Here is a 25826-nt window from a genome sequence, read left to right as displayed (position 1 = left end):
ATATATCTATAAAAACTTGTTCTTATCATAGACTTCTGTTTTCTAATAAACAACCAGTCTTTTGGGTTCAGCATGTAATTCTTTGTAGTCGGCGTAAAGTTTGCAATGCTTTCCATAGAGTTATCTTCGTAAGGAATCTAAGATAAGAGTGGCCGGTTGATTCAATCGCCAAACGCAGAAGCAGCCGAAGCATCTGATTTTTTGGGAGAATAAATCTTGAAAAACAAGAGCATGAGACTTCAAAATAAAACCCTTTATTTTACAAATGCCAATACAGCAACCACATTAATAATGCTATGGGCTAGAACTGAAGCAAAGATATCCTCACGCCTCCTGTTAGCTAAGCAAAGCAAAAATCCCATGCCAAAGTATACTAAGAGATCAACCAGCCTCGTAGACCCATGAGCAACAGCGAATAAAGCGGAAGAAACACAAATGCCCTTAAAGCCACCTTTAAAAAATTTGATGTTTATTGCGTATCGAAAAATGGTCTCCTCCCATGCTGGGCCAATTAAACAAGCAAAGGGGAGCAAAATATTTAAATGTAAGTTTCTAAACTGACTAGCCCCACCTTGAGCTTTTGTAAGGAACATAATAAGCATCTGGAAAAGTAGTATGACCATCGCAACCAATAAACCTTTGACGGCCCGACCAACTGATACTTTAAAGATACCCAAACACCGAAGATATCCATATGTAAAGAGAACATACACCCACAAAATCGTTATTCCGATAAAGGATATAAATCCGATTTCGTTTTCATTCGCCATAGCAATGATGAAAGGTGGTACAAGAAGCCCAAATATTATTGGTAAAAACAGTGTGTGCTTATAATCTTCAGAAATTTGTTTTTGCACTTGATTCACAACGCCTCCCATGTTTTTTACCTGTTCAAAAAACTCCGCCTCATTCAATCTGTCTAGATGAGCTTATCAGAACTAACAAAAGCTGAGCGACAAAAATATTAACGTATCGAAATCCGCTATTAACGTCACTCGCCTCTCTTCCTCTTTGAAAACCTCGTTAGACTTTGTAAACTAGGCATCGTATATTTAAATTAGGTATGTAATCCATTTGAGGAGGACTATTTTGACACCTGTTCCCGGATTTGAATATTTTTTTACTTTTTTACCAATTTATATTGCGGGTATCTCCGTTCTTTCACTGATCTTCTACGCTCGGCTAAAACCGGGCTACATCTTCTTCTGGTCCACTTTGGGCATGACGCTCTCTACGCTCTTTTCAACCTCTGGCGAAATACTATTTGGCATACTATATATTGCCTTTATGGCATATACAGATAAGCCTGAAGATATGCTGTGGATTTTTTTGTTTATGGATCTCAATCTTGTTAACGTCAATATTCAAACAATATTTGTCGGAATAGCTGAAGTCTTTGCTCCCCGGACGGTAGAAGCCCTAGGCTGGTCCGGGATATTTATAAGTGAGACGCTATACTGCGCTTTTGTAATATGGTTATTACTAACCAAGATGCATGTCATCTTGACTGTACGAAAGTTCATGCAAAAAAACCGTGGCATTGCTAAAAGTGTGATCATCTCAACGGGAACTATCTGTCTTTTGCTATATGTGCTTGAGGTTGTTCTGAACATCTTGACCATCCCAACCCCAGTTGAAATGTTTGTTCTCTGCGTCTTTCTTCTGTCTATAGGTATTAACGCATTCTCAATATTCTCTTTGCTAAAAGCATTCAAATACAACATGGAACTCACTTGGCTAAAGCAGGCAGAAATGGCTCGAAAGCAGTATTCCGCCACCATTGATGAACAGCGAAAGCAAACAAACAAAATTCTCCATGACTATAAGAACCTTCTCTTAACCTTGCAGATATCGCTAACCGAAACTGATAAGGAGTCCTCTTCCTCCAGTAGTACACAGGCCATCATCAAACAGGCTCAGAACTCGCTTAGCACCGCTGAGATAAGTAATGACATGCTTGCTGCTGTTGAAAGCATCCCTCTCAAAAGTCTCCTATATTTAAAGTGGAACGAGGCTGCCAATAAAGGTGTTGAAATGTTGATTCGCACTGATAAGCGGATCCCCGAAGTCAGAACTGATTTAGGACTAACTGTTATCCGTATCCTAGGAATTTTGATTGATAATGCGCTCGATGAGACCCTCAAGCTAAAGGAGCACCAATTCGAAGTCTTGCTACTGTATAAGTCTTCGACTGGTATTGAACTAACTGTCGCCAATAATGTGCCGACTAACTTTGATTTAAAGGTACTAGACGGTTCAGGCTTCACCACTAAAGGCCCAAATCACGGGCAGGGTATGGCGATTATCAATGAACTTGTTCAGAAATACCCGGACCTCAACGTACGAAAGAAGAAACGTCAAAATCATTTAGAAATTAGTCTCTTTGTGGGGGAATAATATTTTGCTCAACATTTATATACTAGAGGATAATCCTGCTTATTTAAAAACTCTAACGCATGAGCTAAAGAATTTTATTATGATTGAGGAACTCTCAGCAACAATCAAGCTTGCCACCGCATCTCCAAAGACGCTTCTTCAGACAATCAAACCCGCTGCCGAAGAAGACAGTTTTTACCTGTTAGATATAGAAATCGACAACTCAGACCTTAGTGGGGTTGACGTGGCGACAGCGATAAGAAACGCATCACTCTTCACGGATATAATCTTTGTAACCAGCCATACTGAGGCAGCACTTTCGATCTTAACTCATAAAATCGCACCCTTAGACTTAATCGATAAAAATGCTCCGATAGCTGAAACTTCTAGACGACTTCGACGTGATCTTCAACAAGTCCTTGACCAGGTTAAAGATCGTAAAGTTCGGTCTCATAACCTGTTCAATTACTCCATCAACGGCCAGATGTTCGCTGTACGATTGGACGAATTACTCTATATTCAAACGGCCACTGGTAATCCCGGCAACTTAGAGATGCATGCACTCGATGAGATCGCCACATTTCATGACAATCTTAATCATATCGCCTCTTTATACCCAACATTGTTTCGCATACACAAAAGCATCTTAGTCAACCCAGATCATATTAAGCAATTGGACACCACCAACCATTATCTGTATATGGACAACGATGACAAACTAGACGTCAGTTTTCGAAAGCAGAAGCTTTTAAAAAAGATGCTTAACCATCATCACAGCAAGTAAAAAATGCGATTCAAAAAAGCATTGTCACTCTCCAATGAGGGAGGGGACAATGCTTGCATTAAATGAAAAGCTCAATCAAGGTACCCACTAAGCGTCCCGTAAGCACCACGGTTGGTTCCAAAAGGGACGTTTCTGTTCAGAATTGGCTCCAAAAAGTCATAGAATTTAGAAGCATCCTTCGTCAAACCTGTTCGCATCGCTTCTCTTTGAAAACTGATTAGCGTTTGATTTAAAACGGCAACGAAATATCTTCCTCGCTCGATATCACCTTTAGCCAAGAGCCCAATCTTTCGCTCACGGTCGGTGATATTTGGATCAAGCACAAAATCATAATAGGCACTTAGTACTTTTTCCTTATCATCGGGCTTCTTGTTGTGCTTAAACACTTTTATCACATCCAATACTATTGTTGGCGCCCAGAAGCGTCTGCGCTATCCCGGCCATTTCCGATAATACCTCTCTTAGGTCTCTGGTCGTAACGCTATTGTCAGTAAAAAATTAAGATGCAGTTTCTGTAAGCGCGCCTGACAAGTGATAACTATATACCGTTCTCCAACAAATCGGACTGCCGAATTTTAAACGTATCGATTTGCACTATTATCGTAGCGGCCGTTCTAATCAGGTCAAGACTTCTTCCGCTTTGAGCCTCAATCACATATATACATTCTCCTGTTCGGGGACTTATCAGCGACCGCGCGACAATTAACACTTATTAATCGTCCTTCTGCCACCCAGTCATCAAAGTTCGTATCACGAAAAATTTGCTACAACTGAATCATCACTAGTATTGTGACCAGCACGTTGTAGGTGATATGCGCGATGATACTTGTCCTCAACGTTCCCGAATTTTTGTTGAGCACACTTAGCCCTACAGCGAAGATGAACAAAGATAGCGATGGAATAATAGTCTCCGCGTGAAGTAAAACAAAAATAAGCGCAGTCACGACAACCGCCACCCAATAGCTGAAAAACTTCGACAGATAGTGTTCTATAACACCTCTAAAAGCTAGTTCTTCACATATAGGACCAAATAGACAAACTGCCAATATCATTGGCCATCTTAATGATCCCTTCAGCAATTGAGCTGTTTCTGACTGTAAGACATTCTCACTTGAATGCGGAAGAAAGGCGAGATTATTCAAGACAAGATTGATCACAGTAATGAAGATTGCCCAAATAATCGGCATCAGCAGATATTTCAAAAGCGACGATTGCTGTTTTTGCGATGGAGATGTTTTTTGTATTTTTCGATCTAACAGCATCAATAACGTTATGGAGATTGTTGCACTACCAAAGACAAAGATCCAGTTCAGTGTGATATTCGTCGTGAAGTAGCCAACAAGCGAAACGCCATCAGCGAGATAAACTATGGGTATGAATAAGATAATCCCCCAAAGTATGGACTTAGCTTTTTCCAAAACAATGACTCCTGTTCCCAGTTTATAACTCAGACACTCTAAACGCAGAAGCCTTTAAGCTAAGTCAGAAACTGACATTCGATTTAACATAACCATAAAAGTATTCTCTCAATCATAAACTTTCATTTCCTAACAAACAACTAAGTTTTTAGCCCTTTCATTAACTTTCCCCTTTAATGACCGCCTCATACCCCAGCTAACTCACAACTCTCTCCACCAACCCCAACCCGCGCAAAACTCACTCCCCACAACCGATCCTCAATTAAAATACAATTGTTTGATGAAGGGCAATTTGTTACGATAACTACTACTTCAATGCTCTGTAAATTAAATACACTGATATCAAAGTGATCAGCTGAGCTCCAAGTAGAATAGTATTTGACAAAGCTTGTGAAAAGCTTTTTCCACCAAAAACCATGATAAGATCCAGAGAAACGCCAATCACTAAAAGTAGTAATCCTGCTATCAAGAAGTGCCCAGTGCTTTTTTTCATTTTTAACTCTCTCCCATCCCATCCGTCAACTAAAATGTGACAGCCTTAGCTTTGGCTTTTTTGATAACATACATAATTGTTACGGCAGCGGTTGAACCACTAGTGCCTATGCCCGTAATTGCTGCAATCATGGAAAGGGCCATCGCGAGGTTCCCATAGGTGTTGAAGGTATTGTGCACAACATCCTTGTGCACAAGTATTATTTCATTTTTTCAAAGAAAAGTAAAGCGTTTTCCAAACCTTTTCTACTATAATTTTATTTTTTAATTAAAAATTGCTGCGTTAATAACCATTAATGAATCTAAACAAGCGCAGGTTAGCGTTATTAAAAATATATGTAATAAATGTGATTTTTCCGACGATCATGTCACTTCCCGGCCGTTATAATATCATCTTAGTATGCAAGCATCGATGGTTCTCGAGTCTTTATTCAGTTATTTAAAACGCAAATTGAGCAGTGACCCACAACCATCAAGTTGCCTAGGGCCAGCCATAACAACGATGCCACTCCGAACGTTACCTCACCTAACGACTCTCTCATCTACCTACTAAGCTTAAACTTCTCCCCCACCAACCAATCAGTGCAAGATTCCCGCCCCACAACGGGTCTTCGATTAAAATACAATTAACTTCATGTGTTATTATGGAATCATCAAATAAAGGAGGGCGCGTCAGATGCCAGAAGAACAACCAATGGTCCAGTTCAAGGACGTTGAAAAAGTTTATCGAGGCGGGAATGTCGCGGTCGAACATATCAACCTTGAGATTCATAAGGGTGAGTTTGTTTGTCTTATCGGGACGTCGGGTTCCGGGAAGACAACCACGATGCGCATGATTAACCGCATGCTGGAACCCAGCGGCGGCCAAATCTTGTTTAACGGCAAGGACATTCACAAAATCGATGCCGTCAAATTGCGGCGTCAAATCGGCTATGTTATCCAGAACATCGGCCTCATGCCGCATATGACCATTTATGAAAACATCACCATTGTCCCGAAGCTATTGAAGTGGCCGGAAGAAAAACGCCGCGAAAAGGCTAAGGAGCTGGTGGATCTTGTTGAATTGCCGGAGGATTATCTGGATCGTTATCCATCCGAACTTTCCGGTGGCCAACAACAGCGAATCGGCGTTATCCGGGCGCTTGCTGCGAATCAGGATCTGATTTTAATGGATGAACCTTATGGCGCTTTGGATCCGATTACCCGTGAGGCTTTGCAGGAACTGATTAAGAATCTGCAGGAGAAGCTTGGTAAGACCGTGGTTTTTGTCACGCATGATATGGATGAAGCGCTTAAGCTCGCAACTAAAATTGTGGTGATGGATCACGGGCATATCATTCAAAATGCGACACCAACCGAACTGCTGACGCATCCAGCGAACAAGTTTGTTGAGAACCTGGTCGGCCAGGATCGGTTGTTTCAGGCGCGCGCTGATGTCACGACCGTTGAGCAGATCATGCTGAAGAATCCTGCAGCGATCACGCTAGGCAAGTCACTAGCTGAAGCGATTTCCCTGATGCGTAAACGTCGCGTTGATACGCTGTTGGTGACGGATGATGAAAATCATCTGAAAGGCTTCATTGATTTGGAATCGCTGGAAACCCGGTATCAAAGTGCTACTAGCGTTGGCGACATTACCAAGTCAAGTATCTTCTATGTGAATAAGAACGCTTTGCTGCGCGATACCGCTGATCGCATTTTAAAGCGCGGTTTCAAGTATGTGCCGGTGGTTGATAACGATCAGAAATTGGTCGGTATTGTCACCCGTGCTTCATTAGTTGATGTCGTTTACGACACCATCTGGGGCGAAAATGAAGACGATCAAGCTAGCGATAGTGCTAAAGAGCCGGCAACGCCTTCCGATCAGGAACCGGCAACCGATTCGGCAGCGGCAGATGACCGAGACGCACCTAAGGAGGTGTGACCATGTTTGCTTTTTTAAACGCACATGGCAGTGAACTGATCACCAAAACCTGGGAACAGCTTTACATCTCGGCAATTGCGTTAGGTCTTGGGGTGATCGCCGCCGTTCCGCTAGGTATTTTGTTGACGCGTTTTCCTAAGACCGCCAAAATCGTAATCGGTATTGCCAGCATGTTGCAGACGGTGCCGTCATTGGCGTTGCTGGCCTTGATGATTCCTTTATTCGGGATCGGGAAAGTGCCAGCTATCGTTGCACTGTTCATTTACTCGTTGTTACCGATTCTGCGGAATACGTATATCGGTATGGAAGATGTCGATCCGGTGTTAATAGACGCGGCTAAAGGTATGGGCATGACGGCGATGCAATCGATTCGACAAGTCGAAGTGCCTTTGGCGATGCCGGTGATCATGGCAGGTATTCGCTTGTCAGCTATTTATGTCATTGCCTGGGCAACCTTGGCTTCGTACATCGGGGCTGGCGGTCTTGGGGATCTGATCTTCAACGGTTTAAATCTCTTCCAGCCGGATCTGATTATCGGCGGCACGATTCCTGTTACCATTTTGGCACTGGTCGTTGACTGGTTGCTCGGGCGGTTGGAATACCACCTGACACCTGTCAGTGAACGCGCTTAGGAGGTGGCAAGATGAAACAGTTCAAAAAATTATTCCTGTCACTTTTGCTGATTCCGGTTCTCTTGTTGAGCGGCTGCGGCTTCCCTGGCTTAGGCGGCTCCGGTAACGACGGGACGGTCCGGATCGCCTCGCAAACCAGTACCGAGTCGCAGATCATGGCCAATATCATTGCCGAACTGATCAATCACGAGCTAGGTTACAAAACCACGTTGGTCAATAACCTCGGCTCCGGAACCGTGGTGCATCAAGCCATGGTCCGCAACGATGCCGATATTAGTGCTACGCGTTACACCGGCACCGAGATTACCGGCACATTAGGCATGAACCCGGTCAAGAACTCAGCTAAGGCCACCGCCATCGTCAAGCGCGAGTTCAAAAAGCGCTACGATCAGACCTGGTATCCATCTTACGGCTTTTCTGACACCTATGCCTTTATGGTGACGCAAAAAGAAGCCAAAGAAGACAATCTCAACACCGTTTCCGATTTAAAGAAAGTCGCACCGCAATACAATGCCGGCGTTGACTCCAGCTGGATGAACCGGAAAGGCGATGGCTATAGCGACTTTACTAAAGCATATGGCTTTGACTTTAAGCGGGTTTATCCGATGCAGATTGGTCTGGTTTACGATGCCGTTGAAGCAAACCGAATGCAGACAGTTCTTGGCTATTCCACTGATGGACGGATTCGCAGTTACAATCTGAAAGTACTGAAGGACGACAAAAACTTCTTCCCGCCTTATCAGTGCTCATTGGTCGTTAATAATAGCCTTTTGAAGAAATACCCTAAACTAAAACCGTTACTGCATCGCTTAGACGGTAAGATCAACCTGAAAACCATGCAGGAACTCAACTATCAAGTCGACGACCAGTTACTTGAACCAAATGTGGTCGCGCAAAAGTTTCTTGCCAAACACAATTATTTCAAAGGAAGTGACGACTAATGGCTAACATGGATACTTGGCAGCAATTCTGGTATTACCTTGCCAACAACGGTTCCTACGTGCTGAGTCAGTTCGCCCGCCATTTTCTGATTTCGATCTATGGGGTGCTCATCGCAGCGGTGATCGGCATTCCGGTTGGGCTGGCAATTGCGCGCCATCGCACCTTGAGTAACACGGTCATCGGCATCGCCAACGTCATTCAGACCATCCCCAGCCTAGCGATGCTTTCAATCATCATGCTGGGACTCGGACTCGGCGTAAACACCGTGATCGTAACGGTCTTCCTATACTCGCTGCTGCCAATCATCAAGAACACTTACACCGGCATGCAAAATGTCGATAAGAACCTGATGGACGCGGCTAAAGGCATGGGCATGACCCGCTGGCAGTCACTGTATATGGTCGAAATCCCCTTAAGCATGTCGGTCATCATGGCCGGGATTCGTAACGCTTTGGTCGTCGCCATCGGGATCACCGCAATCGGCGCTTTCGTCGGAGCTGGCGGCCTGGGCGACATCATCATCCGCGGCACCAACGCCACCAACGGCGGAGCCATCATCCTCGCTGGTGCGTTACCAACAGCGCTAATGGCCATCATCTCCGACCTCGTCCTCGGCTTCTTGGAACGCCGGCTCGAACCAAAGGGAAAGGCTGCTTCATAAAAGTAGGTCTAACACCATTGCTCTTCATTTAGCAAAACTCAATACAATTCATGGTGGCTGGGTTATAACTCAATGTCACTATAGATAGACGGACACAATTCGACGTTTCGATTGTGCCCGTCTTTTGTTTCGTCATGAATAATTTGTCAAAAGTTGTGCGATCTTAGTGCCAAGGCGAAGCAATCGGAGGCGGGAACGGGCTCAGTGGTGAGATTGTACTAGCCGGGCGATTTTCCCGGCGTAGTACAAGGCCGAGCTTAGAGACTCTGCCGGGTTTGCAGAGGCTCTAAGTCGTGCCCACCACGTTCCAGCCCAGTTCCCGCCGGAGATTGCGTAGTTTGGCACGGCCCAGAACTCATTGCCCAAATTCACAATGTTCAGAACAGCACTAATGTTATTTATAAAAATCCCGCGTCCACACTCGTTTTCAACACAAAATCAACGTTATTATAAGATTGCTTAATTAAAGCGATTCCACTTGCTGATATAAAATACCTTTAGTTATTTTTATAAAATATTGTACTTATTAGAAGTTATGTTATACTCAAAATCGGAGGTGAATAATATGAAGAAACCACTTATCGGCATTTCAGCAGGCGTCCTTGTCGACCAAGGAGGCATGTTCCCCGGCTACAAACGTGATTATGTGAACGAGGACTATATCACCGCAGTTTCCGAAAATGGCGGGATTCCGGTCATTTTACCTTTGCTCGATGATCCTGCTGACATTGATCGACAAGTCGCGGCCTTGGATGGGCTGATCTTATCCGGCGGCCATGATGTTGACCCGAGCAGCTACAATCATGATCCCCTGGACAAGTTAGGTGACACATCACTAAGACGGGATGCGTTTGATTTAAATCTGATTCGGTCAGCGAAACAACGCCAGCTGCCGATTTTAGGGATTTGTCGTGGCACCCAGATTCTAAACGTTTATCACGGCGGCACGCTCTATCAGGATCTCAGTTATCGCGATGCGCCGACGATCAGGCACTGGCAGGCAACGAATTCGGCACAGGTCACGCATGCCGTGCGCATCGACCAACATAGCCGCCTGTTTACGATTTTAAAGCAGGCAAAGGTACGGGTGAACTCGTTTCATCATCAGATCATGGCAACGATTGGCGAAGGATTTCACGTTGTCGCGACCGCTTCGGACAATGTGCCGGAAGCGATCGAAGCAGATGGCGACCACATCATGATGGGCGTGCAGTGGCATCCGGAAATGCTCACGCACAGCCAACCGCTCATGAACGCCCTATTCAGCCACTTCATTCAACAAACGCAAGCTACCGCGGCAAGTAGCTCGAGCCTATGAAAAAGAAAATCGGTTTCTGGTCAATCGTTTTATTGGCCATCAATTCCATTATCGGCTCCGGTATTTTCCTTTCGCCAGGCGCCGTGGTGCAGTCTTCTGGCTCCAAAGCGTTAATTCTCTACGGTATCGCGGCTTGCTTCGCGGCGATTCTGGCCGTGACCTTTGCCGCAGCAGCCAAGTATGTCGCACACAGCGGCGCGGCTTATATTTATGCCAAGGCAGCGTTCGGCGAACACGTCGGCTTCTACGTCGGCATCACGCGCTACATTGCCACCTGCATTGCCTGGGGCGTCATGGCCACCGCGGTTGTCAAAACCGTTTTACGCATTTTCGGTTTTGATCAAAACGATTTGATGCTTGTCACAATTAGCTTGATTTTACTGATGTTGTCACTGCTAGTAATTAACTGTTTCGGGCCAAAATTCTTCGAGCTTGTCAACAATCTGTCAACGATTGGTAAGTTAGCCGCCTTGCTGGTTTTCATCATTTTCGGCATCGGCGTTATTGCCACCACCGGCGTGAATCATTTTGCCCAGATTGACCGGTTGACCAGCGCGGGCACCAACGCAACTCTGAGTACCCTAGTCATGGGGGTTATCGCCGCGTTTTATGCTTTCACTGGTTTTGAAAGCGTTGCCAGTGGGGCAGATGATATGGATAAGCCGGAAAAGAATCTGCCGATTGCGATTCCCCTAGCGATTTCGGTGATTGCGGTTGTCTATATCGGCGTTGTCTGGATTGCCATGATGGTGAATCCGCAGGCGATGATGGCGACCAAAGAAGTCGTGGCCTTAGTGGCGGTTTTCAATAACCCGCTGATTCAAAATATCGTGTTATATGGGGCACTGATTTCAATGTTAGGTATCAACGTTGCGGCTTCTTTTCACAGTCCGCGGGTGTTGGAAGCCATTGCCAAACAAGGGCAACTGCCTAGCTGGTTAGCCGGGCGGACAGCGAAAAACTTCCCGTTGCCGGCGTTTCTTTTGACGATTGCTTTGGCGGTGCTGCTACCGATGGCTTTCCGTTATGACATGACGAGTATCATCATTCTCAGCTCCATCTCCCGGTTCGTTCAGTTTCTGATTATTCCGCTGTGCGTCATGAAATTCTTCCGTGGCCGCGGTGATCGCCGACTCATCAATCCGGCGCGCCCAAATGTGCTCACTGATATGGTTTGCCCAGCGGTGTCGCTGATCCTGACCGTTTTATTGCTTATTAAATTCGACTGGATCGGTCAATTTACCATTCTCGATGCCAATAACCAGCATGCCCCGAATTATTTTGCGATTGTCGCCATGATCCTCGGCTATGTCGTGATTCCGTTTGGGATGATGCTCTTCAACTATCAAACTAAGAAAAAGAGGTATGAATATGATTAAGCGTTTGACCAGCACCCACATCCCCGCTCCCCTTGGCAGTTACGCCGCCGCGACCCAGATCGGTTCGGTCCTTTTCACCTCTGGCCAACTGCCACTCAGTCCGGAATCCAAGGCCGTTCCGGAAGGCATCATTGCCCAAACCAAACAAGTGATGACCAATTTGAATCACATACTGGTTGATAACGGAACGTCTTTTGATCATGTGGCCAAAACCACCGTGTACATCAACGATCTCAAATTACTGGCGAGTTTTGATCAGGTTTATCGGACTTACTTCCATGATGGCTACCCAGCGCGCACCGCGGTTTTGGTTAGCGAATTACCGGCGCAGGCATTACTGGAAGTCGACATGGTGGCGGAAGTCCCGGAGGATTAAAAAGTGGGTATCAATACGGATCTTTTACATGGCTACCCGGTCATCGACAGCCATACCGGTGCGTCTTCGATTCCTAAGTACCAAGCATCCACGTTCAACAGCCCGGCCTTGGGAACCAGTCGCGACTACATGTACACGCGATTTGGCAACCCGACCATTGACGCCTTGCAGGAAGGCTTAGCCAAAATGACCGGGGCACAATTCAGCTTTGTCTTCAGCTCGGGTATGGCCGCTATTGCCAACACCATCATGTTGCTCAACGCTGGCGATCAGATTATTTTCCCGGTTGAAGTCTACGGCGGCACCGGTGCGTTTGCGACCAAAATTCTGCCTAAGTACGGCATTGATGTCGTGTTTACAGCTTACGATCAACTTGCTAATATTGAACAGGCACTGACGCCCAAAACCAAAATGATCTACGTGGAAACGCCGTCGAACCCGCTGCTAAAAGTCACTGATATTCAGCCTATCGTGACGCTGGCCAAGGCACATGGTATCCTGACAGTGGCCGACAACACATTCATGACGCCACTTTACCAAAAGCCATTGGCGCTGGGATGCGATGTCGTCATCGAAAGTCTGACCAAGTTCATCAACGGTCACAGTGACGTGGTCGCCGGTGCCGTTTTGACAAACAATCAGGCCATTGCCGAAGAACTTTCACTGTTTCAAAAAGAGTTCGGCAGCATTCTCGGCGTTGAAGACGCATGGCTGGTTTTGCGCGGTATGAAAACCATGGGCTTGCGCATGCAACAATCAACGCAAAATGCCCAAAGTATCGCAACATTTTTACAAAAGCATCCCAAAATCAAGCAAGTTTACTTCCCGGGCCTGCCGGAGCATCCCGGTCATGTCGTCCACATGCGGCAAGCAGAAAACGGCGGCGCAGTGTTGTCGTTTGAAATTGCCGGCGCCGACAAAGCGCGGTTGAACACGTTCATCGAAGCGCTACAATTACCGATTTTTGCTGTCAGTCTAGGCGGGGTGGAATCTATTTTGTCCCACCCAGCCACCATGTCACACGCCTGTCTAACCGCCGAGGAACGCGCTGCTCAAGGCGTGACTGACAGCTTGTTGCGGCTATCTTGCGGCATTGAAGATACTGAAGACTTAATCGCTGACTTGACCCAGGCATTAGCCAAAATCTAACCCCGACGAATCCTGGGACTGCTGCGGTTATCAAGAAAGGAAGGATTTCGATCACCCCCGATTCTTACCGTCCATTTTTAAAATTTCTTGCGCATGTGCTCGGTCCCACGACAGAAATCGTGATGCACGCCATTAATCCCGCGACCGATGGCTATGACTCCTCGATTGTTTTCTTGGCAAATAGCATTTCCGGACGCACCATGGATTCACCGGCGACCGACTTCATCGCAAAAGTCTTACACGATAAACTGTATCAGCAGCAGGATTACGTCGTGCACTATCAAAGCACGTTGATGAATGGCAAAAAAGTCAACTCCGCCAGCTTTTTCATCAAGAACCAAGCCGGCGAGCTGATCGGCATGATCTGCATCAACACCGACGTCAGCCGCTTCCAACAACTGGCGACGCTTGAGAAATTAAGCGAAGAACTCCTTCAGGCCTTCCAACCGGAACTAGCCCCTGCCGCGGACCTGCTTGAATCGACTCCCCCAACGGAAAACCTGTTCATTCAACCAGAAGGCGCCATTCGGCAAGTCGTCATCGAACAAACGGGTACCCCCAACCCGCCAATCGCCGACCTGACCCGCAAGGAAAAAATCGCTATCGTGCGCCGCCTTTACGAGCAACACTTCTTCGAACTCAAAGACGCCGTCGCCAAAACCGCGGCATACCTCAACATGTCCACCGTCAGCATCTATAAGTATCTGCAAATCATCAAACAGGCTGATAAAAGTACGTCGTATGAGTGATGAGTTTGGATTAGTTAGTGGCTGAGTGATGATTAAAAAAGAATGCGCGACCGAATTTTCACCAGTAGAAAATTCGGTCGCGTTTTTCTGTATCGGAAATTAGTTAGTCGGCTTAAATTAAAAATGTCAGTGCCAAGGCGGAGCAATCGTAGGCCAGATGGGGCTCAGTGGTGAAATTATTGTTGGTGGGGCGCTCTTTGCCCCACCTACAATAAGGTCGAGCTTTGAGACTCAGCCGGGCTTGCTGAGGCTCAAAGTCGTGCCCACCACTCTAGCTTCGCGGTCGCCAGCCCTTGCTCTCGCCGGAGATTGCGCAGTTTGGCACGGTAAGGAACATCTAAGGTAACTATACTTATAGCAATTCACAAGTTCGCTCATATTGTCATTTATTTTATTTTTGCCGCAGATATATCAGTTTACAAAAGATGAACACGAACATTAAACCGTATTTTAATCTAATCGTCCTTTATTTACCCAAACAATTGCGCTAAACTGGGTCTATTCATTTCACAAGGAGGACCCCATGACTTACCCTAGCTTACGCGCACGTATTAAAGTCGAATGGAAAAGTTATCTTGTCGCTGCTTTATTCACCGCGATCGCTGAATACATCGGAACTGTGAAACTTAAAGTCGGTCCGGGGATGATCATTTTATTTCCGGTTTTCTACGCCATTATTCTCGGCATGTTAAGTGGTCCGCAAGTGATGCACTGGTTTGACAACAAACACGTCAAAGCCGCATCGAAATTGGTCATTGTTGGGATCTGCCCGTTTGTGGTCAATCTTGGCATTACTGCCGGTGCGAATATGGATATGATTCTGCACGCCGGCCCCGCCTTGTTGGTCATGGCTTCGGCAATCTGCTCGGCATTTTCTTCGGCCTCCCCTTGGCCATGTTGCTCGGCTTGCGGCGCGAGTCGATCGGCGCCACAAGTTCGCTTAATCGCGAGTATCACCTCGCCTTGATCAATTCGGCTTATGGTTCGGATTCTGACGAAGCCAGCGGCAGTATGGCGATTTATATCGTCGGCGGCATTCTCGGCACGATTTATTTTGGCATTATGGCCACGGTGCTCGGCATGACCGGCTGGTTTGATCCCAAGGCGCTGGGCATGTCCACCGGCGTCGGTGCCGGCATTTTCATGGCTTCGGCCAGCGCCAGCCTCGCCCAGCTATTCCCCCACGATGCCAACACCATCACCGCCATGGCGTCAGCCGCCAATACCATCGCCGGCATCACCGGTATTTACATCACCATGTTCCTGGCGATTCCGCTGACAGATAAGCTTTACACGATTTTAGATAAAATGTTCGCCGGCCGCCGTGCCAAGACGCCTGCTGCAGTGAAAGGACGGATTAAGTAATGCGATTACGTGAATGGTTGTTTCTCCTCAGTGTCTGTGGTGTCGGCACCTTGCTAGCTAACTGGATCGGTTCCGGCGTCAGCATCGCCAAAAGTCTCCCGGGCGTGGTCATTCTCATCGCCATCACCCTTGTCGCTGTTGTCTTAGCCAAAATCATGCCGTTCAAGTTGCCCATCATCGCCTATTGTTCGGTTCTAGGACTACTGGCAGCCGCGCCGTTTTCACCGATCGCCGCGGTGGTTATCAGTTCAACCAAAGTCATCGCCTTCGCCGCACCGTTCACCGTGGTCGGCTCGTTCGCCGGGATTGCGATCTCCGATAAGCTGGGCACCTTCATTCATCAAGGCTGGAAGTACATTATTGTCGGAGTTGCCGTGATGACCGGGACGTTTGTCGGCTCGCTTTTGTGGGACACCCTCACGTTGAAACTGACAGGGGTGATTTAATTGGCCAGCACACTGATTCAGGATACGTTGACCATGACCGCACCCGGTGTGATCAAGCCGCATCAGGATATTTTCATCAAAGACGGTAAAATTGCGCAGGTAGGCGACCACGGTAGTTTTCCAGCCGAAGCTGATGATGTCATTGACGGTACCCATCGTTTATTCATGCCCGGTTTGATCGACAGTCATTTACATACCGGTCAGCAATTACTCCGCGGCCGCGTGCTGGACACCAAAGGCATTATCTGGAAAAAGATTATGCTGCCGTTTGAAGCTGATACGACGGCCGAGACCATGACGCTTAACGCGCAACTAGCGGCACTGGAAATGATCACCAGTGGCACGACCGGATTTGTGGACGCTGGCGGTTATCACATGGCCGCCGCCGGAACTGTTTATGCGCAAAGCGGATTGCGGGGTGCCCTTGCCTATTCAACCATGGACGATCCGACGCTGCCTGCTTCGATTAACATGGATGCCAAAACCGCCATTGCCCACACCGATGCGCTTTACGATCAATTCCACGGCCGCCATCATTTACAGGTTTATTATTCTCTGCGCGCGTTGAATAATTGTTCCGATGAACTCGTGGATCTGGCCGCTCAACGCGCCGCTGATCGTCACACTTTTCTCGAAGCTCATATGAACGAATATCCCCAAGAAGTAGCCGGCATCCTTGACCGTTGCGGTGAACGGCCTTATGTTTACCTTGCCAAACGCGGTGCCTTGAGCGATCATTTTCTGGGGGCGCATAGCCTTTTTCTAGACGACACCGAAAAGGCCTTGATCGAAAAGTATCACGTTAAGATCAACCACAGCCCGTTCAGCAACTCTGGCAAAGGGGTGCCGCCAACGCCTGAACTGTTGAAGGCTGGCGTCTCTATTGGTCTGGGATCCGATGGCGCGGCGCATGGCGGCTTGAGTCTGTGGCAGGAAATGAAAATTTTCCGGGCGATCATGACCTTGCATTATGGCGTGCCACAGCACATCGCCAATATCATGCCGGCAACCACCATTATGGCGCTGGTATTAGACGGTGGCGCGGCTGCTTTGAATATGTCCGGGCAGCTGGGGCGCATCGCTCCGGGGTATCAGGCAGACATCATCGGTCTGGACATCGACAGTCCGCACTTATGGCCAACCGGTAATTGGAACAACACGTTATTAGAAAGCGTCAATGCCAATGATGTGGCTGATTCCATGGTGGCCGGTAAGTGGCTGATGCGAAAACGAAAAGTGTTAACATTAGATGTAGAAAGGATCAAAGCCGTGTGTGCACGGCGCTACCCAACACTATGGCAATCATCATCATCGCAATTGGCAACATCATAATCGGCGGCCTCGTCGGCATGACCGGCGTGGCTGGTTTTTTACTTCCAATCTTATACACGGCAGGACTCGGCTACAGCACCACGGAGGGTCTGGCGTTTAGTTTTCTGGCGTTCATTATCTCCGGCTGGCTCGGATCACGCCATTATCAACGGCAGGGATTGATGGATCGGCGCATCGCCTATATGCTCAGCGGCGGTAGTTTTGTCGGCGCTATTCTTGGTGTCCGGCTAAACCTTTTACTGCCGACCAGCTGGGTTCAGCTATTACTCTACCTGGTCGTTTTGCTATCCGGCATTGCCATTTTGATTCAACAACGCTATCCGCCAAAACCCGGTGTCGATCACCTAAATCACCCGATTTTACTTGTCATTTTAGGCATCGTCACCGGCTTAATCTGCGCACTTTCCGGAGCAGGCGGCCCAGTGCTGGTCATGCCGCTACTCGTTTTACTCGGCTGTGAACCACACGCAGCAGTCGGCATTGCCCTACTCAACTCCGTCTTCATCAGCTTACCCGCCGCGGTCGGTTACCTCAGTCAGATCCAGCTCATGAACACCCTGCCACTACTCGCCATCATCCTCGTCACCCACGGCCTCGGCGTCATCGTCGGCAGCCGCCTCGGCCCCAAAATCGATGGCCGTTTACTGAAAAACGGCACCGCCATTTTTTCGATTATCCTTGGTTGCATTAAGCTGTGGCCATAAATCAAGAAATATTGAAGACTGCATAAATTCAGACTATGCGTTTCTTGTCGTGCCAAACTCCGCAATCTCCGGCCAGATGGGGCTGGCGACGCGAAGCTAGAGCGGAGGGCACGACTTTGAACCCGCAAAAACCGCGGTTTCAAAGCTCGGCCTTGGCCTAAAACGGGAAAACCGCCCGTTTAAGCCCAATTTCACAGCTGAGCCCCATCTGGCCTACGATTGCTCCGCCTTGGCACTGGTTTTTAAAAACTTAACAAAATATCTGAGTGAAACAGACGAAATAATTTCCGCATTAGCGCTAATCATTTCGTCTGTTTTGTTTGGCGTGATGAGTTATAGCACAATTTTTGTCTTCCTAGATAACCAGATAACTAACAGTGGAATATTATTTTCATACCATCTTGACAAGAATATTCATAAACACTAAGATATGCGAATGAACGTTCATTCCATAAGGAGGTTATCATGGCATCTATTCCTGTACCAAGTCCGATTATCGAGCAGGCTGTTAAGTTATTCGCCGAACGCGGTTACGCCGAAACCAACCTGCCGTCCATCGCCAAAGCGGCAAAAGTCGCAGTCGGCACGATTTATCGGCATTTTAAAAGCAAAGAAGATATTCTCAACACCGCCTTTACGGATATTATGAATTTCTTCCACAACTCGCTAGCCGAAGCTGCTGACTGTGATCCCGATGACCCAGAGACCATGTTCGGCCGCTTGTTTGACGCAGCAACCGCATCCATGGAGCAGTACCCGACAGAGTTGCATTTTATTCAGCAAAACATCTTCAATGAAGCACTCAATGCCGAAAGCCGGGCTGCCCGCGGACGGGTCATTACGCTCATCAACAATATGCTCATGGATGGTCAGGAGCGCGGGGTGATCGTCAAAGCCGATGTCCGGACGCAACTCGCCATTCTTTATGGCAGCATTGTCAGCATGATTGATATCGTCTGGGCGCAGCAGCAAATCGAAGGCCACGTTTCCAACCAAAAAGCATTGGCCGCCGATTTGAAAAATCAGGTCTGGAACGGTCTCACCAGTGAAAGAAGGGTCTTTAATTGAAAAATCTTCGCAATCGTCACATCCCTGCCCTGATTTTCTGGCTTGTCGTTATTTTGGTGACCCTCGTGACCATGCCTGACGTCTCGGGAATCGTCCGCGATAAAGGCGCCTTGTCACTGCCCAAAAACGAAGAAAGCCAAGTTGCGGCCAACATTGAGAAAAGGGCCAACCATAACCAGAAAGTCCGCTCCTTCGCGCTCGTTTTCAGCAATGGCGACAAAAAGCTGACGGCAACCCAGAAAAAAGCGATTACCAAAACGCTTAAGGGTCTCAAAGATTCCAAAGCCGTTAAAATTGTCAACGTCACGCAGTCGTCTGACAACGCCGAAACCAAAAAGCAGCTTGATGCCAAAGATGGCACCACTCAGATGGCACTGGTTGACGTGAAAGCCAAGGGTCAGGTCCGGCCGCAAACCAAGAATCTCGAGCAACAAATCAAAACCGCGAACGTCAAAACATATGTCACCGGCAGTGATGTACTCAACGATGACTTCGCCACGGTAACCGAAAAAGGCATCCAGAAAACGGAAATTATTGCCGCGATTTTTATCTTTATCGTGCTGATCATCGTTTTCCGTTCACCGATTGTGCCGCTGGTATCGCTGCTAACGGTTGCGATCTCCTTCCTGACATCGTTGAACATCATCATGACGCTCGCCGATAAGGCCAATTTTCCGATTTCTAATTTCACGCAAGTCTTCCTTGTGGTTGTTTTATTCGGGATCGGGACAGATTACAATATTTTGCTATATGACGACTTTAAAGCCGCATTGTCCCAAGGTATTCCCAGAACCAAGGCAGCCGGCATTGCGCGACGTTTCGGCGGCCGCACGATTCTTTATTCCGGACTGTCGGTTCTGATCGGCTTTTCGGTTCTCGGTCTAGCCAACTTCAAGTTCTATCGTTCCGCGGTTGGTGTCGCCATTGGGGTGCTCATTCTTTTGACGGTACTCTTAACCCTGAACATGTTCTTCATGGCAACTATGGGCGAGAAACTTTTCTGGCCGAGCAAGAATCTGGATGGCCACAGCACCAGCCGCCTGTGGCATGGTCTTTCCAAAGTTGGCATCGCCCGCCCGCTCATCACGCTTGGCGTTATCGGTATCATCGCCGTGCCATTTTTGCTGAATGCCAACCAGACGCTTAACTTCAACAACGCCGACGAGTTGCCGGAAACGTTGCAATCCAAAGTCGGTTATCGCCTGATTCAGGATCATTATTCAAAAGGCATGGCCTCGCCGACCACGATTTATATTCAGAGTAAGCACCCACTGAATAGCCAGACCGTTCTGGGCACGATCGATGACGTCACCACCTACCTGCAGCAGGAAAAAGGCGTTAAAACCGTGGCGTCGGTCACCCAGCCAGGTGGCAGTAAAATCAAGTCACTGTATCTTAACGACCAACTCAAAACGATCAACAGCGGCTTAACGCAAAGTGTCAAAGGCTTGAAGCAGGTTCAAGCCGGGCTTAATGATGCGAACACCCAAATCAAAAACGCCAATGTCGCGGGCAGTACCCAACAGGTGCAAACCTTGGCAGACGGCACCACGACATTGTCCTCTGGCGCCAGCAGCCTCAGCAGCGGCATTAGTCAGTATACATCCGGGGTCACCTCACTGAATAATGGCCTCGGCCAGTTAAGTAGCCAGCTGCCAACGCTAACTTCTGGCGTCAACACCTTGAGCACCGGTTCCACTCAGCTAGCCAAGGGTATGAACGAACTCAACAGCAACAGCACCGTGCTTGCCAGCGGGATGAATCAGCTCAGCAGCAAGTCAGGCGAACTCACCAGTGGCATGGACACGCTGAACAATCAGATTCAGACGTTAACCGGGACGGCTCAACAAATCATCACACTCATCAATCAATTGCCGGATGCCAGTCAGCTCACCCAGCCGATTCTGGACAAAATCAACGCCTTTTCCAGCGGGGTGCAGCAATTGACCGATGGCACAAGTGCTTTAGGTGATGGCATTAAAACCTTAAATGCCGGCACCACTGCCATGAACAGCGGCATCGGCACCCTCACCAGTGGTACCAATCAGCTGAACAGTGGCATCAATTCGCTGAACAGCCAAGTCCCGACGCTGGTTTCCGGTGTCAACCAACTCAGCTCAGGGTCCTCCCAACTCGCCAGCCAAAACGGCACGCTTAATAATGGCGCTTCGCAAATTGCGAGCGGTGCCGAGCAGGTCAACACCGGCGTTCAGACCTTGAACACGAAAATCAAGGCGATTTCCCAGCAAGTCAGTTCAATGCAAAGCGGCCTCACTTCCGCCAATCAAGCCCTCGGCACGATTGCGGACGGCAGCACCAGCATGAAGCAATATCTGACTGAGCTACAGCGATCGTATTTAGGCAAAAAGTTCTATATTCCAAACACCACCTTGAAAAGTAAAACCTTTAAGCCAGCATTAGCGACTTACATGGCCGATAACAACAAAATCACGAAGTTTACCGTGGTGTCAAAAGGCGATCCAAGTACCGATGCGGCCGCCCAACAAATTAAAGCGATCAAAGCGGATTTCACCGCCAAGTTGAAACACACGCCGCTTGATGATGCGACTGTGGCAATTGGCGGCCAAACGTCGCAAACCGCTGACCTCCAGGACTTGGCTAACGGCGACTTCGAACGAACCGCTGCCATCATGATCATCGGGATCGGCATCGCGTTGATCGTTGTCACGCGCTCCGTGATTCAACCCATCAGCATCATTACCACCCTGCTGATGGCCTATATCACATCGTTGGGATTGACCAGGCTGTTTTCAACCTATGTACTCGGGCGCGCCATGTTAACGTGGAACACCCCATTCTTCTCCTTCATCATGCTCGTTGCCCTCGGCGTTGACTACAGCATCTTCCTGATGGTTCGCTACCGTGACAACGCGCTGGAAGGCGGCACCATGACCCAACGCATTGCCAAAGCCGCCACCGTCATCGGCGCCGTTGTCATCTCAGCTGCGGTTATCTTAAGCGGCACCTTTGCGGCTATGATTCCGTCCGGCATTACCACCTTGATTCAAGTGGCGCTGGCCGTCATCATCGGACTGATCTTATTGGTCTTCCTGCTGCCACTGGTCATGTCCAGCGTCATCAGTCTGACCGACAAACAGATGCACAAAAACAACCACCCGCAAGGCCCCGGACCGGCTCCTGATTCAGATGCACCCGACCCAGATGGCCCCCAACCAAGCCAACACCTAAAGCGCCGGTTGTGACCCCTGCAGCCGCGAATTCGACGCCTAAGCATCCGCAACCATCGTCGCATGCTGCACCGCGTGTCCATTTAGCGGCGATGCCAGCAGCAGACTCGCAAGCCTCGACGTCTAAAACTTCACGGCAGCGGTCAAAGCAAGTATCAGCACCGGCCTCGTCAAAAAGCAAGCCGTCAGATACGAACAATCCGGAGTCGTGACTCATCGATAAGCTTCGTCACCGCGATGAGCAATGCCGGGTTTATCTTCGATATAGATAGTGTTGGTCAGTCCTTGACCATCGACAACGCAATTTAAAATCAACATGAGTCCCATTGTTATTAGCGAAACATCTGCTAATGATGATAGGATTCTTTTTGTATCAAGACATATATAAGATCCAAAATGAGAAAATAAGCTCTACTGTTTACTCGCGTGACGAGCTAAGCTAATGACAAACATCATATACACCTCAACCACTGCAGGTATCTAGAAGTTTTTACATAAGGTAGGTCATGAAATATGCGTTCATCTGAAAACAACAAATCAGGCAAGCTGCTCGCTTCAGCTGTGCTTTGCACTTTTATCCTTTTTCTAATTTCGGTTTTATGGGCGTTACATACCGGAACCAAGCTTGCAAAGACCACTCCGCTCATTCTTGTTCTGATTCTGTCGATCTTAAGTTACCGTCAGTATCAACCTAACACTACCGATAAAAAAAGGCCGCTATTCGTTCCAAAAGCATTTGGTGTCGGCCTGGGTATTAATCCTAATCATCCAGTAGGGCGATTGATCTGGTATCTCATCTTTGTCGTGGTGACGGCCTTAATTGTATTCGTGGCCTTTATCGGCTAACATGCTGCTAACAGTGTGTAATCTCTTCCACATGAAAGCGTTTGCGTTTGCGTCTCGTTGAGGAATCTGCTATCGTCAGCAGTGGCCTGAATCTGGTTCAGACTAAATTATAGAAACGAAGGCACGCACATGACGACTTCACCGGTTTCGCATCGCACGCAGCTCGCTATTTTGTCAGCCGGACTACTGACATTTGTTGGCATTCTGGTTGAAACGTCAATGAATGTCACTTTTCCGACATTGATTAAAACGTTACATGTGTCCTTATCCACGGTGCAGTGGCTCACTTCTGGCTACCTATTGATGGTCACGTTGGTCATGAGCACCACCGCTTTTTTATTACGCCGCTTTAACACGCGGTCCCTGTTTCGTGGCGCCGTCTTATGCGCATTGGCCGGAACGGTGCTGTGTATCTGGGCACCGAATTTTCCGATCCTTTTTGCCGGACGACTATTACAGGCACTGGCAACTGGGGTCTCGACACCGTTGATGTTCCACCTGATTCTGACCTTAATCCCACAAGCACATCTCGGCCTTTATGTCGGCATGGCCAGCGTTGTCACGTCACTGGCACCAGCGTTAGGGCCAACATATGGCGGTTTGTTAACCTACTATGCATCATGGCGGATGATCTTTTGGCTGGTATTGCCTGTCATTTTATTAGTCTGGTCCATGGGTGAAGCCACTATTCGCGTCAAAGCGCACGCCACGGACGAACGCTTCGACTTCATGGGCTTCTTGCTGTTGGCGATAGGCTTGTTTTCGCTCATTGAACTGCTCGATCAATTCACGGCAGCTGGCATCACCGTTGCTTTCTGGATCTATGCCGCCGCATTAGTCATTGCTATCATTGGTATGAGTGTTCATTTAAGTCACACCTCGACACCTTTACTCAATTTTTCATTACTCAAACACGCCGGTATCCGTGCTCGCGCCATTAATTTCTTCATTCTGCAATTCGGCAACATTGGCATTGCTTTTGTCATCCCGATCTTTGCCGAAAATGTCCTGCACACCAATGCCTCTGTCGCCGGGCTACTATTATTACCCGGTTCCCTGCTCGGCGCGGCAGTTTCACCAATTGGCGGCGCCTTGTATGATCGCTTCGGTGCCCATCGGTTATTGTTGATCAGTGATGCAGCGATGGTTGTCGGTGCCATGCTGCTTGGTCTGTTCACGCATCAATTAGGCATGGCGTTGATCGTCGGGTTCTATCTAATTTTTCGGGTGGGCTTCAATCTCGGCTTCGGCAATACCATGTCCGATGCCAGCACTATGGTAGGCGGCCCAGCAAAAGCCGACATCAACTCTCTGTTCAACACCTTGCAGCAATACGCCGGCTCACTAGGCACCGCCAGCCTGTCAGCCATTATCACGCTACAACAACGCCTCGCCCCCACTGGTGCCGAAGCGACTGGCAGCCAAATTGACTTCTTCCTGCTGGCTGGATTGGCGGCATTAACCTTCGTTATCCAGTGGCGGTTGGGCTACAGGCGTCAACAAGCCGCATAATGTTACCCTGTCAAAATATCATTCCCGAATCAAGATGAAGTCAGGAAACAGAAGCACGAACAGTCAAACTACAGCGTCGATCAAAAATCCAGGTTATCTCTGAAATGAACAGTCCACCTGAAAAATAGCCGTACCCCCAAACCGGGATACGGCTATTTCATTGTCATGGTGACTCGCACATGACCCTAGATCGTTTTTCTTACTCACTCAATCATTTTTACTGCCAACGTTTAATCAACCGCGCATAAGCCGCCTGATCAATCGGCAGTACCGAGCCGTGGCGCGGCCGGTCTGGCAACTGATAGGTTCCCGCAGATGGCTGCGTGAATTGACCGCTGGCAAGATCATCGGTTAGTGCCGGTACATACGCCCGGACGTCATGGTTAACTTGATCCAACAACAAACACCACTGACCATCCGGCAACTGGTAGACTTGCGGCCCTTCCACACGTTGCATGCTGGTCAGATAAGTCGACTCAATCGGATGACCAGCAGCATCATCCAAATGCGCCACGCGATCCATCACGACCTGCCCGCGCTGATTCAGTTTCCAGAATCGATAAAATCCGTCATCCGCCGCAACCACATCGAGATCAATCACATCATAAGTCGCATCGTTAAGATAAACTTCCGGCGTTGTAAAATGCTGAAAATCTTTGGTGTGGGCTGAATAGATGCGCAATCTTTTTGGATTCTCCGTGGTATCCGTCGCCGACCAAAACAGCCGGTCATCCCCGTGATCAGGATCAAAGATGGCTTCCGGCGCCCAGACACAGCCAAAATGGGGTCCTAACGTCACGGTTTTTCCTTGATCCCAAGTGACTAAATCCTTGGAATGCCAGACGAGCAGTTGATCACTGCCATCAACCTCGGCGCGGGTCCAGGCACCTGGTTCTGTGTGTCCATACATCCGCAGATCCGTTGCCAGCAACACGTAATCGCCGGTTTGCGTCTGAAACAGAAACGGATCGCGGGCGCCATGTGTCCCGAGTTGATTGGTGACGACCGGCTTATTGTCATGCAACGCCTTAAAATGCAGGCCATCCCGACTGAGCGCAAAGTAAATTTGCTCGCCATTTTGGTACTGTTCACCCGTAAAATAGCTCATTAAATAGCCATAAGCTGGCTGGGTCACCTGGGTCAC

Annotated in this window: 22 protein-coding genes and 1 pseudogene; 19 read left to right on the top strand and 4 right to left on the bottom strand. The window is 48.2% G+C overall.

The genetic code is table 11. The features are described from left to right. Nucleotides 1-254: 254 nt before the first annotated feature. Entirely contained in the window at nucleotides 255-866 is a 612-nt protein-coding gene (locus LACZS1_RS00810) for a CPBP family intramembrane glutamic endopeptidase (RefSeq protein WP_168165298.1), read from the bottom strand. A 223-nt stretch (nucleotides 867-1089) separates the two neighbouring features. On the opposite strand from LACZS1_RS00810, the gene LACZS1_RS00805 reads away from it, so the two are divergent. Together LACZS1_RS00805 and LACZS1_RS00800 are read left to right on the top strand one after the other, a co-directional pair. After that, the gene (locus LACZS1_RS00805) at nucleotides 1090-2397 is read left to right on the top strand and encodes a GHKL domain-containing protein (protein ID WP_070650918.1); all 1308 of its coding nucleotides are present in this window, start codon (nucleotides 1090-1092) and stop codon (nucleotides 2395-2397) included. 4 nt (nucleotides 2398-2401) lie between these two features. Next, nucleotides 2402-3160: a LytR/AlgR family response regulator transcription factor gene (locus LACZS1_RS00800; protein WP_231956411.1), complete on the top strand. Its 759-nt coding sequence runs from the start codon at nucleotides 2402-2404 to the stop codon at nucleotides 3158-3160. 71 nt (nucleotides 3161-3231) lie between these two features. Here LACZS1_RS00800 and LACZS1_RS00795 read toward each other — a convergent pair whose 3' ends face one another. Together LACZS1_RS00795 and LACZS1_RS00790 are read right to left on the bottom strand one after the other, a co-directional pair. After that, nucleotides 3232-3546 carry a Gar-IM gene (locus LACZS1_RS00795; protein ID WP_070650922.1) on the bottom strand — a complete coding sequence of 105 codons (315 nt, stop codon included), beginning with the start codon at nucleotides 3544-3546 and terminating at the stop codon, nucleotides 3232-3234. Nucleotides 3547-3924: 378 nt separating this feature from the next. Further along, nucleotides 3925-4578 (bottom strand): CPBP family intramembrane glutamic endopeptidase, encoded by a 654-nt coding sequence (locus LACZS1_RS00790; RefSeq protein ID WP_047106667.1) that lies wholly within the window; start codon nucleotides 4576-4578, stop codon nucleotides 3925-3927. 1168 nt (nucleotides 4579-5746) lie between these two features. On the opposite strand from LACZS1_RS00790, the gene LACZS1_RS00785 reads away from it, so the two are divergent. From LACZS1_RS00785 to LACZS1_RS00705, 17 genes and pseudogenes are all read left to right on the top strand, one after another. After that, nucleotides 5747-6994 (top strand): betaine/proline/choline family ABC transporter ATP-binding protein, encoded by a 1248-nt coding sequence (locus tag LACZS1_RS00785; RefSeq protein ID WP_070650926.1) that lies wholly within the window; start codon nucleotides 5747-5749, stop codon nucleotides 6992-6994. Between the two features lie 2 nt (nucleotides 6995-6996). Then, a complete protein-coding gene (locus LACZS1_RS00780) occupies nucleotides 6997-7626 on the top strand; it encodes an ABC transporter permease (protein ID WP_070650928.1) in 630 nt (209 codons plus the stop codon). Between the two features lie 11 nt (nucleotides 7627-7637). Then, on the top strand, nucleotides 7638-8567 hold the full coding sequence (locus LACZS1_RS00775; protein WP_049172407.1) for an osmoprotectant ABC transporter substrate-binding protein: 930 nt from the start codon (nucleotides 7638-7640) through the stop codon (nucleotides 8565-8567). Continuing rightward, nucleotides 8567-9229: an ABC transporter permease gene (locus LACZS1_RS00770; RefSeq protein WP_003615771.1), complete on the top strand. Its 663-nt coding sequence runs from the start codon at nucleotides 8567-8569 to the stop codon at nucleotides 9227-9229. The genes LACZS1_RS00775 and LACZS1_RS00770 overlap by 1 nt, the downstream gene beginning before the upstream one ends. A 565-nt stretch (nucleotides 9230-9794) precedes the next feature. Then, nucleotides 9795-10547, top strand: coding sequence for a gamma-glutamyl-gamma-aminobutyrate hydrolase family protein (locus LACZS1_RS00765; RefSeq protein WP_070650930.1), 753 nt, complete (start codon nucleotides 9795-9797; stop codon nucleotides 10545-10547). Next, nucleotides 10544-11926: an APC family permease gene (locus LACZS1_RS00760; RefSeq protein ID WP_070650932.1), complete on the top strand. Its 1383-nt coding sequence runs from the start codon at nucleotides 10544-10546 to the stop codon at nucleotides 11924-11926. Before LACZS1_RS00765 ends, LACZS1_RS00760 begins: the two co-directional genes overlap by 4 nt. Beyond that, the gene (locus LACZS1_RS00755; protein WP_070650934.1) at nucleotides 11919-12302 is read left to right on the top strand and encodes a RidA family protein; all 384 of its coding nucleotides are present in this window, start codon (nucleotides 11919-11921) and stop codon (nucleotides 12300-12302) included. Before LACZS1_RS00760 ends, LACZS1_RS00755 begins: the two co-directional genes overlap by 8 nt. Before the next feature lie 3 nt (nucleotides 12303-12305). Then, the gene (locus LACZS1_RS00750) at nucleotides 12306-13451 is read left to right on the top strand and encodes a trans-sulfuration enzyme family protein (RefSeq protein ID WP_070650936.1); all 1146 of its coding nucleotides are present in this window, start codon (nucleotides 12306-12308) and stop codon (nucleotides 13449-13451) included. Beyond that, nucleotides 13436-14200 (top strand): helix-turn-helix transcriptional regulator, encoded by a 765-nt coding sequence (locus LACZS1_RS00745; RefSeq protein ID WP_306402827.1) that lies wholly within the window; start codon nucleotides 13436-13438, stop codon nucleotides 14198-14200. The genes LACZS1_RS00750 and LACZS1_RS00745 overlap by 16 nt, the downstream gene beginning before the upstream one ends. A 523-nt stretch (nucleotides 14201-14723) precedes the next feature. Next, nucleotides 14724-15565, top strand: a pseudogene (locus LACZS1_RS00740) (DUF3100 domain-containing protein). Then, a complete protein-coding gene (locus tag LACZS1_RS00735) occupies nucleotides 15565-16011 on the top strand; it encodes a hypothetical protein (protein WP_070650938.1) in 447 nt (148 codons plus the stop codon). The pseudogene LACZS1_RS00740 and the gene LACZS1_RS00735 overlap by 1 nt, the downstream one beginning before the upstream one ends. Continuing rightward, nucleotides 16012-17343 carry an amidohydrolase family protein gene (locus LACZS1_RS00730; protein WP_070650940.1) on the top strand — a complete coding sequence of 444 codons (1332 nt, stop codon included), beginning with the start codon at nucleotides 16012-16014 and terminating at the stop codon, nucleotides 17341-17343. Further along, nucleotides 17307-18047 (top strand): sulfite exporter TauE/SafE family protein, encoded by a 741-nt coding sequence (locus LACZS1_RS00725; RefSeq protein ID WP_070650942.1) that lies wholly within the window; start codon nucleotides 17307-17309, stop codon nucleotides 18045-18047. The genes LACZS1_RS00730 and LACZS1_RS00725 overlap by 37 nt, the downstream gene beginning before the upstream one ends. Before the next feature lie 465 nt (nucleotides 18048-18512). Further along, nucleotides 18513-19115, top strand: a complete 603-nt coding sequence (locus LACZS1_RS00720) for a TetR/AcrR family transcriptional regulator (protein ID WP_070650944.1) — start codon at nucleotides 18513-18515, stop codon at nucleotides 19113-19115. Next, entirely contained in the window at nucleotides 19112-22339 is a 3228-nt protein-coding gene (locus tag LACZS1_RS00715) for an MMPL/RND family transporter (RefSeq protein ID WP_083311585.1), read from the top strand. The genes LACZS1_RS00720 and LACZS1_RS00715 overlap by 4 nt, the downstream gene beginning before the upstream one ends. A 498-nt stretch (nucleotides 22340-22837) precedes the next feature. Further along, on the top strand, nucleotides 22838-23170 hold the full coding sequence (locus LACZS1_RS00710; RefSeq protein ID WP_070650947.1) for a hypothetical protein: 333 nt from the start codon (nucleotides 22838-22840) through the stop codon (nucleotides 23168-23170). Between the two features lie 129 nt (nucleotides 23171-23299). Beyond that, on the top strand, nucleotides 23300-24682 hold the full coding sequence (locus tag LACZS1_RS00705; protein WP_070650949.1) for an MFS transporter: 1383 nt from the start codon (nucleotides 23300-23302) through the stop codon (nucleotides 24680-24682). Between the two features lie 217 nt (nucleotides 24683-24899). On the opposite strand, the gene LACZS1_RS00700 is transcribed toward LACZS1_RS00705, so the two are convergent. Further along, nucleotides 24900-25826 carry a glycoside hydrolase family 43 protein gene (locus LACZS1_RS00700; RefSeq protein WP_083311586.1) on the bottom strand — a complete coding sequence of 309 codons (927 nt, stop codon included), beginning with the start codon at nucleotides 25824-25826 and terminating at the stop codon, nucleotides 24900-24902.

Source organism: Lacticaseibacillus zeae subsp. silagei (genome assembly GCF_030770335.1).
Lineage (GTDB): Bacteria > Bacillota > Bacilli > Lactobacillales > Lactobacillaceae > Lacticaseibacillus > Lacticaseibacillus zeae.
Note: the sequence above shows the minus strand (reverse complement) of the source record. Positions and strands in the feature narration are given on the sequence as shown.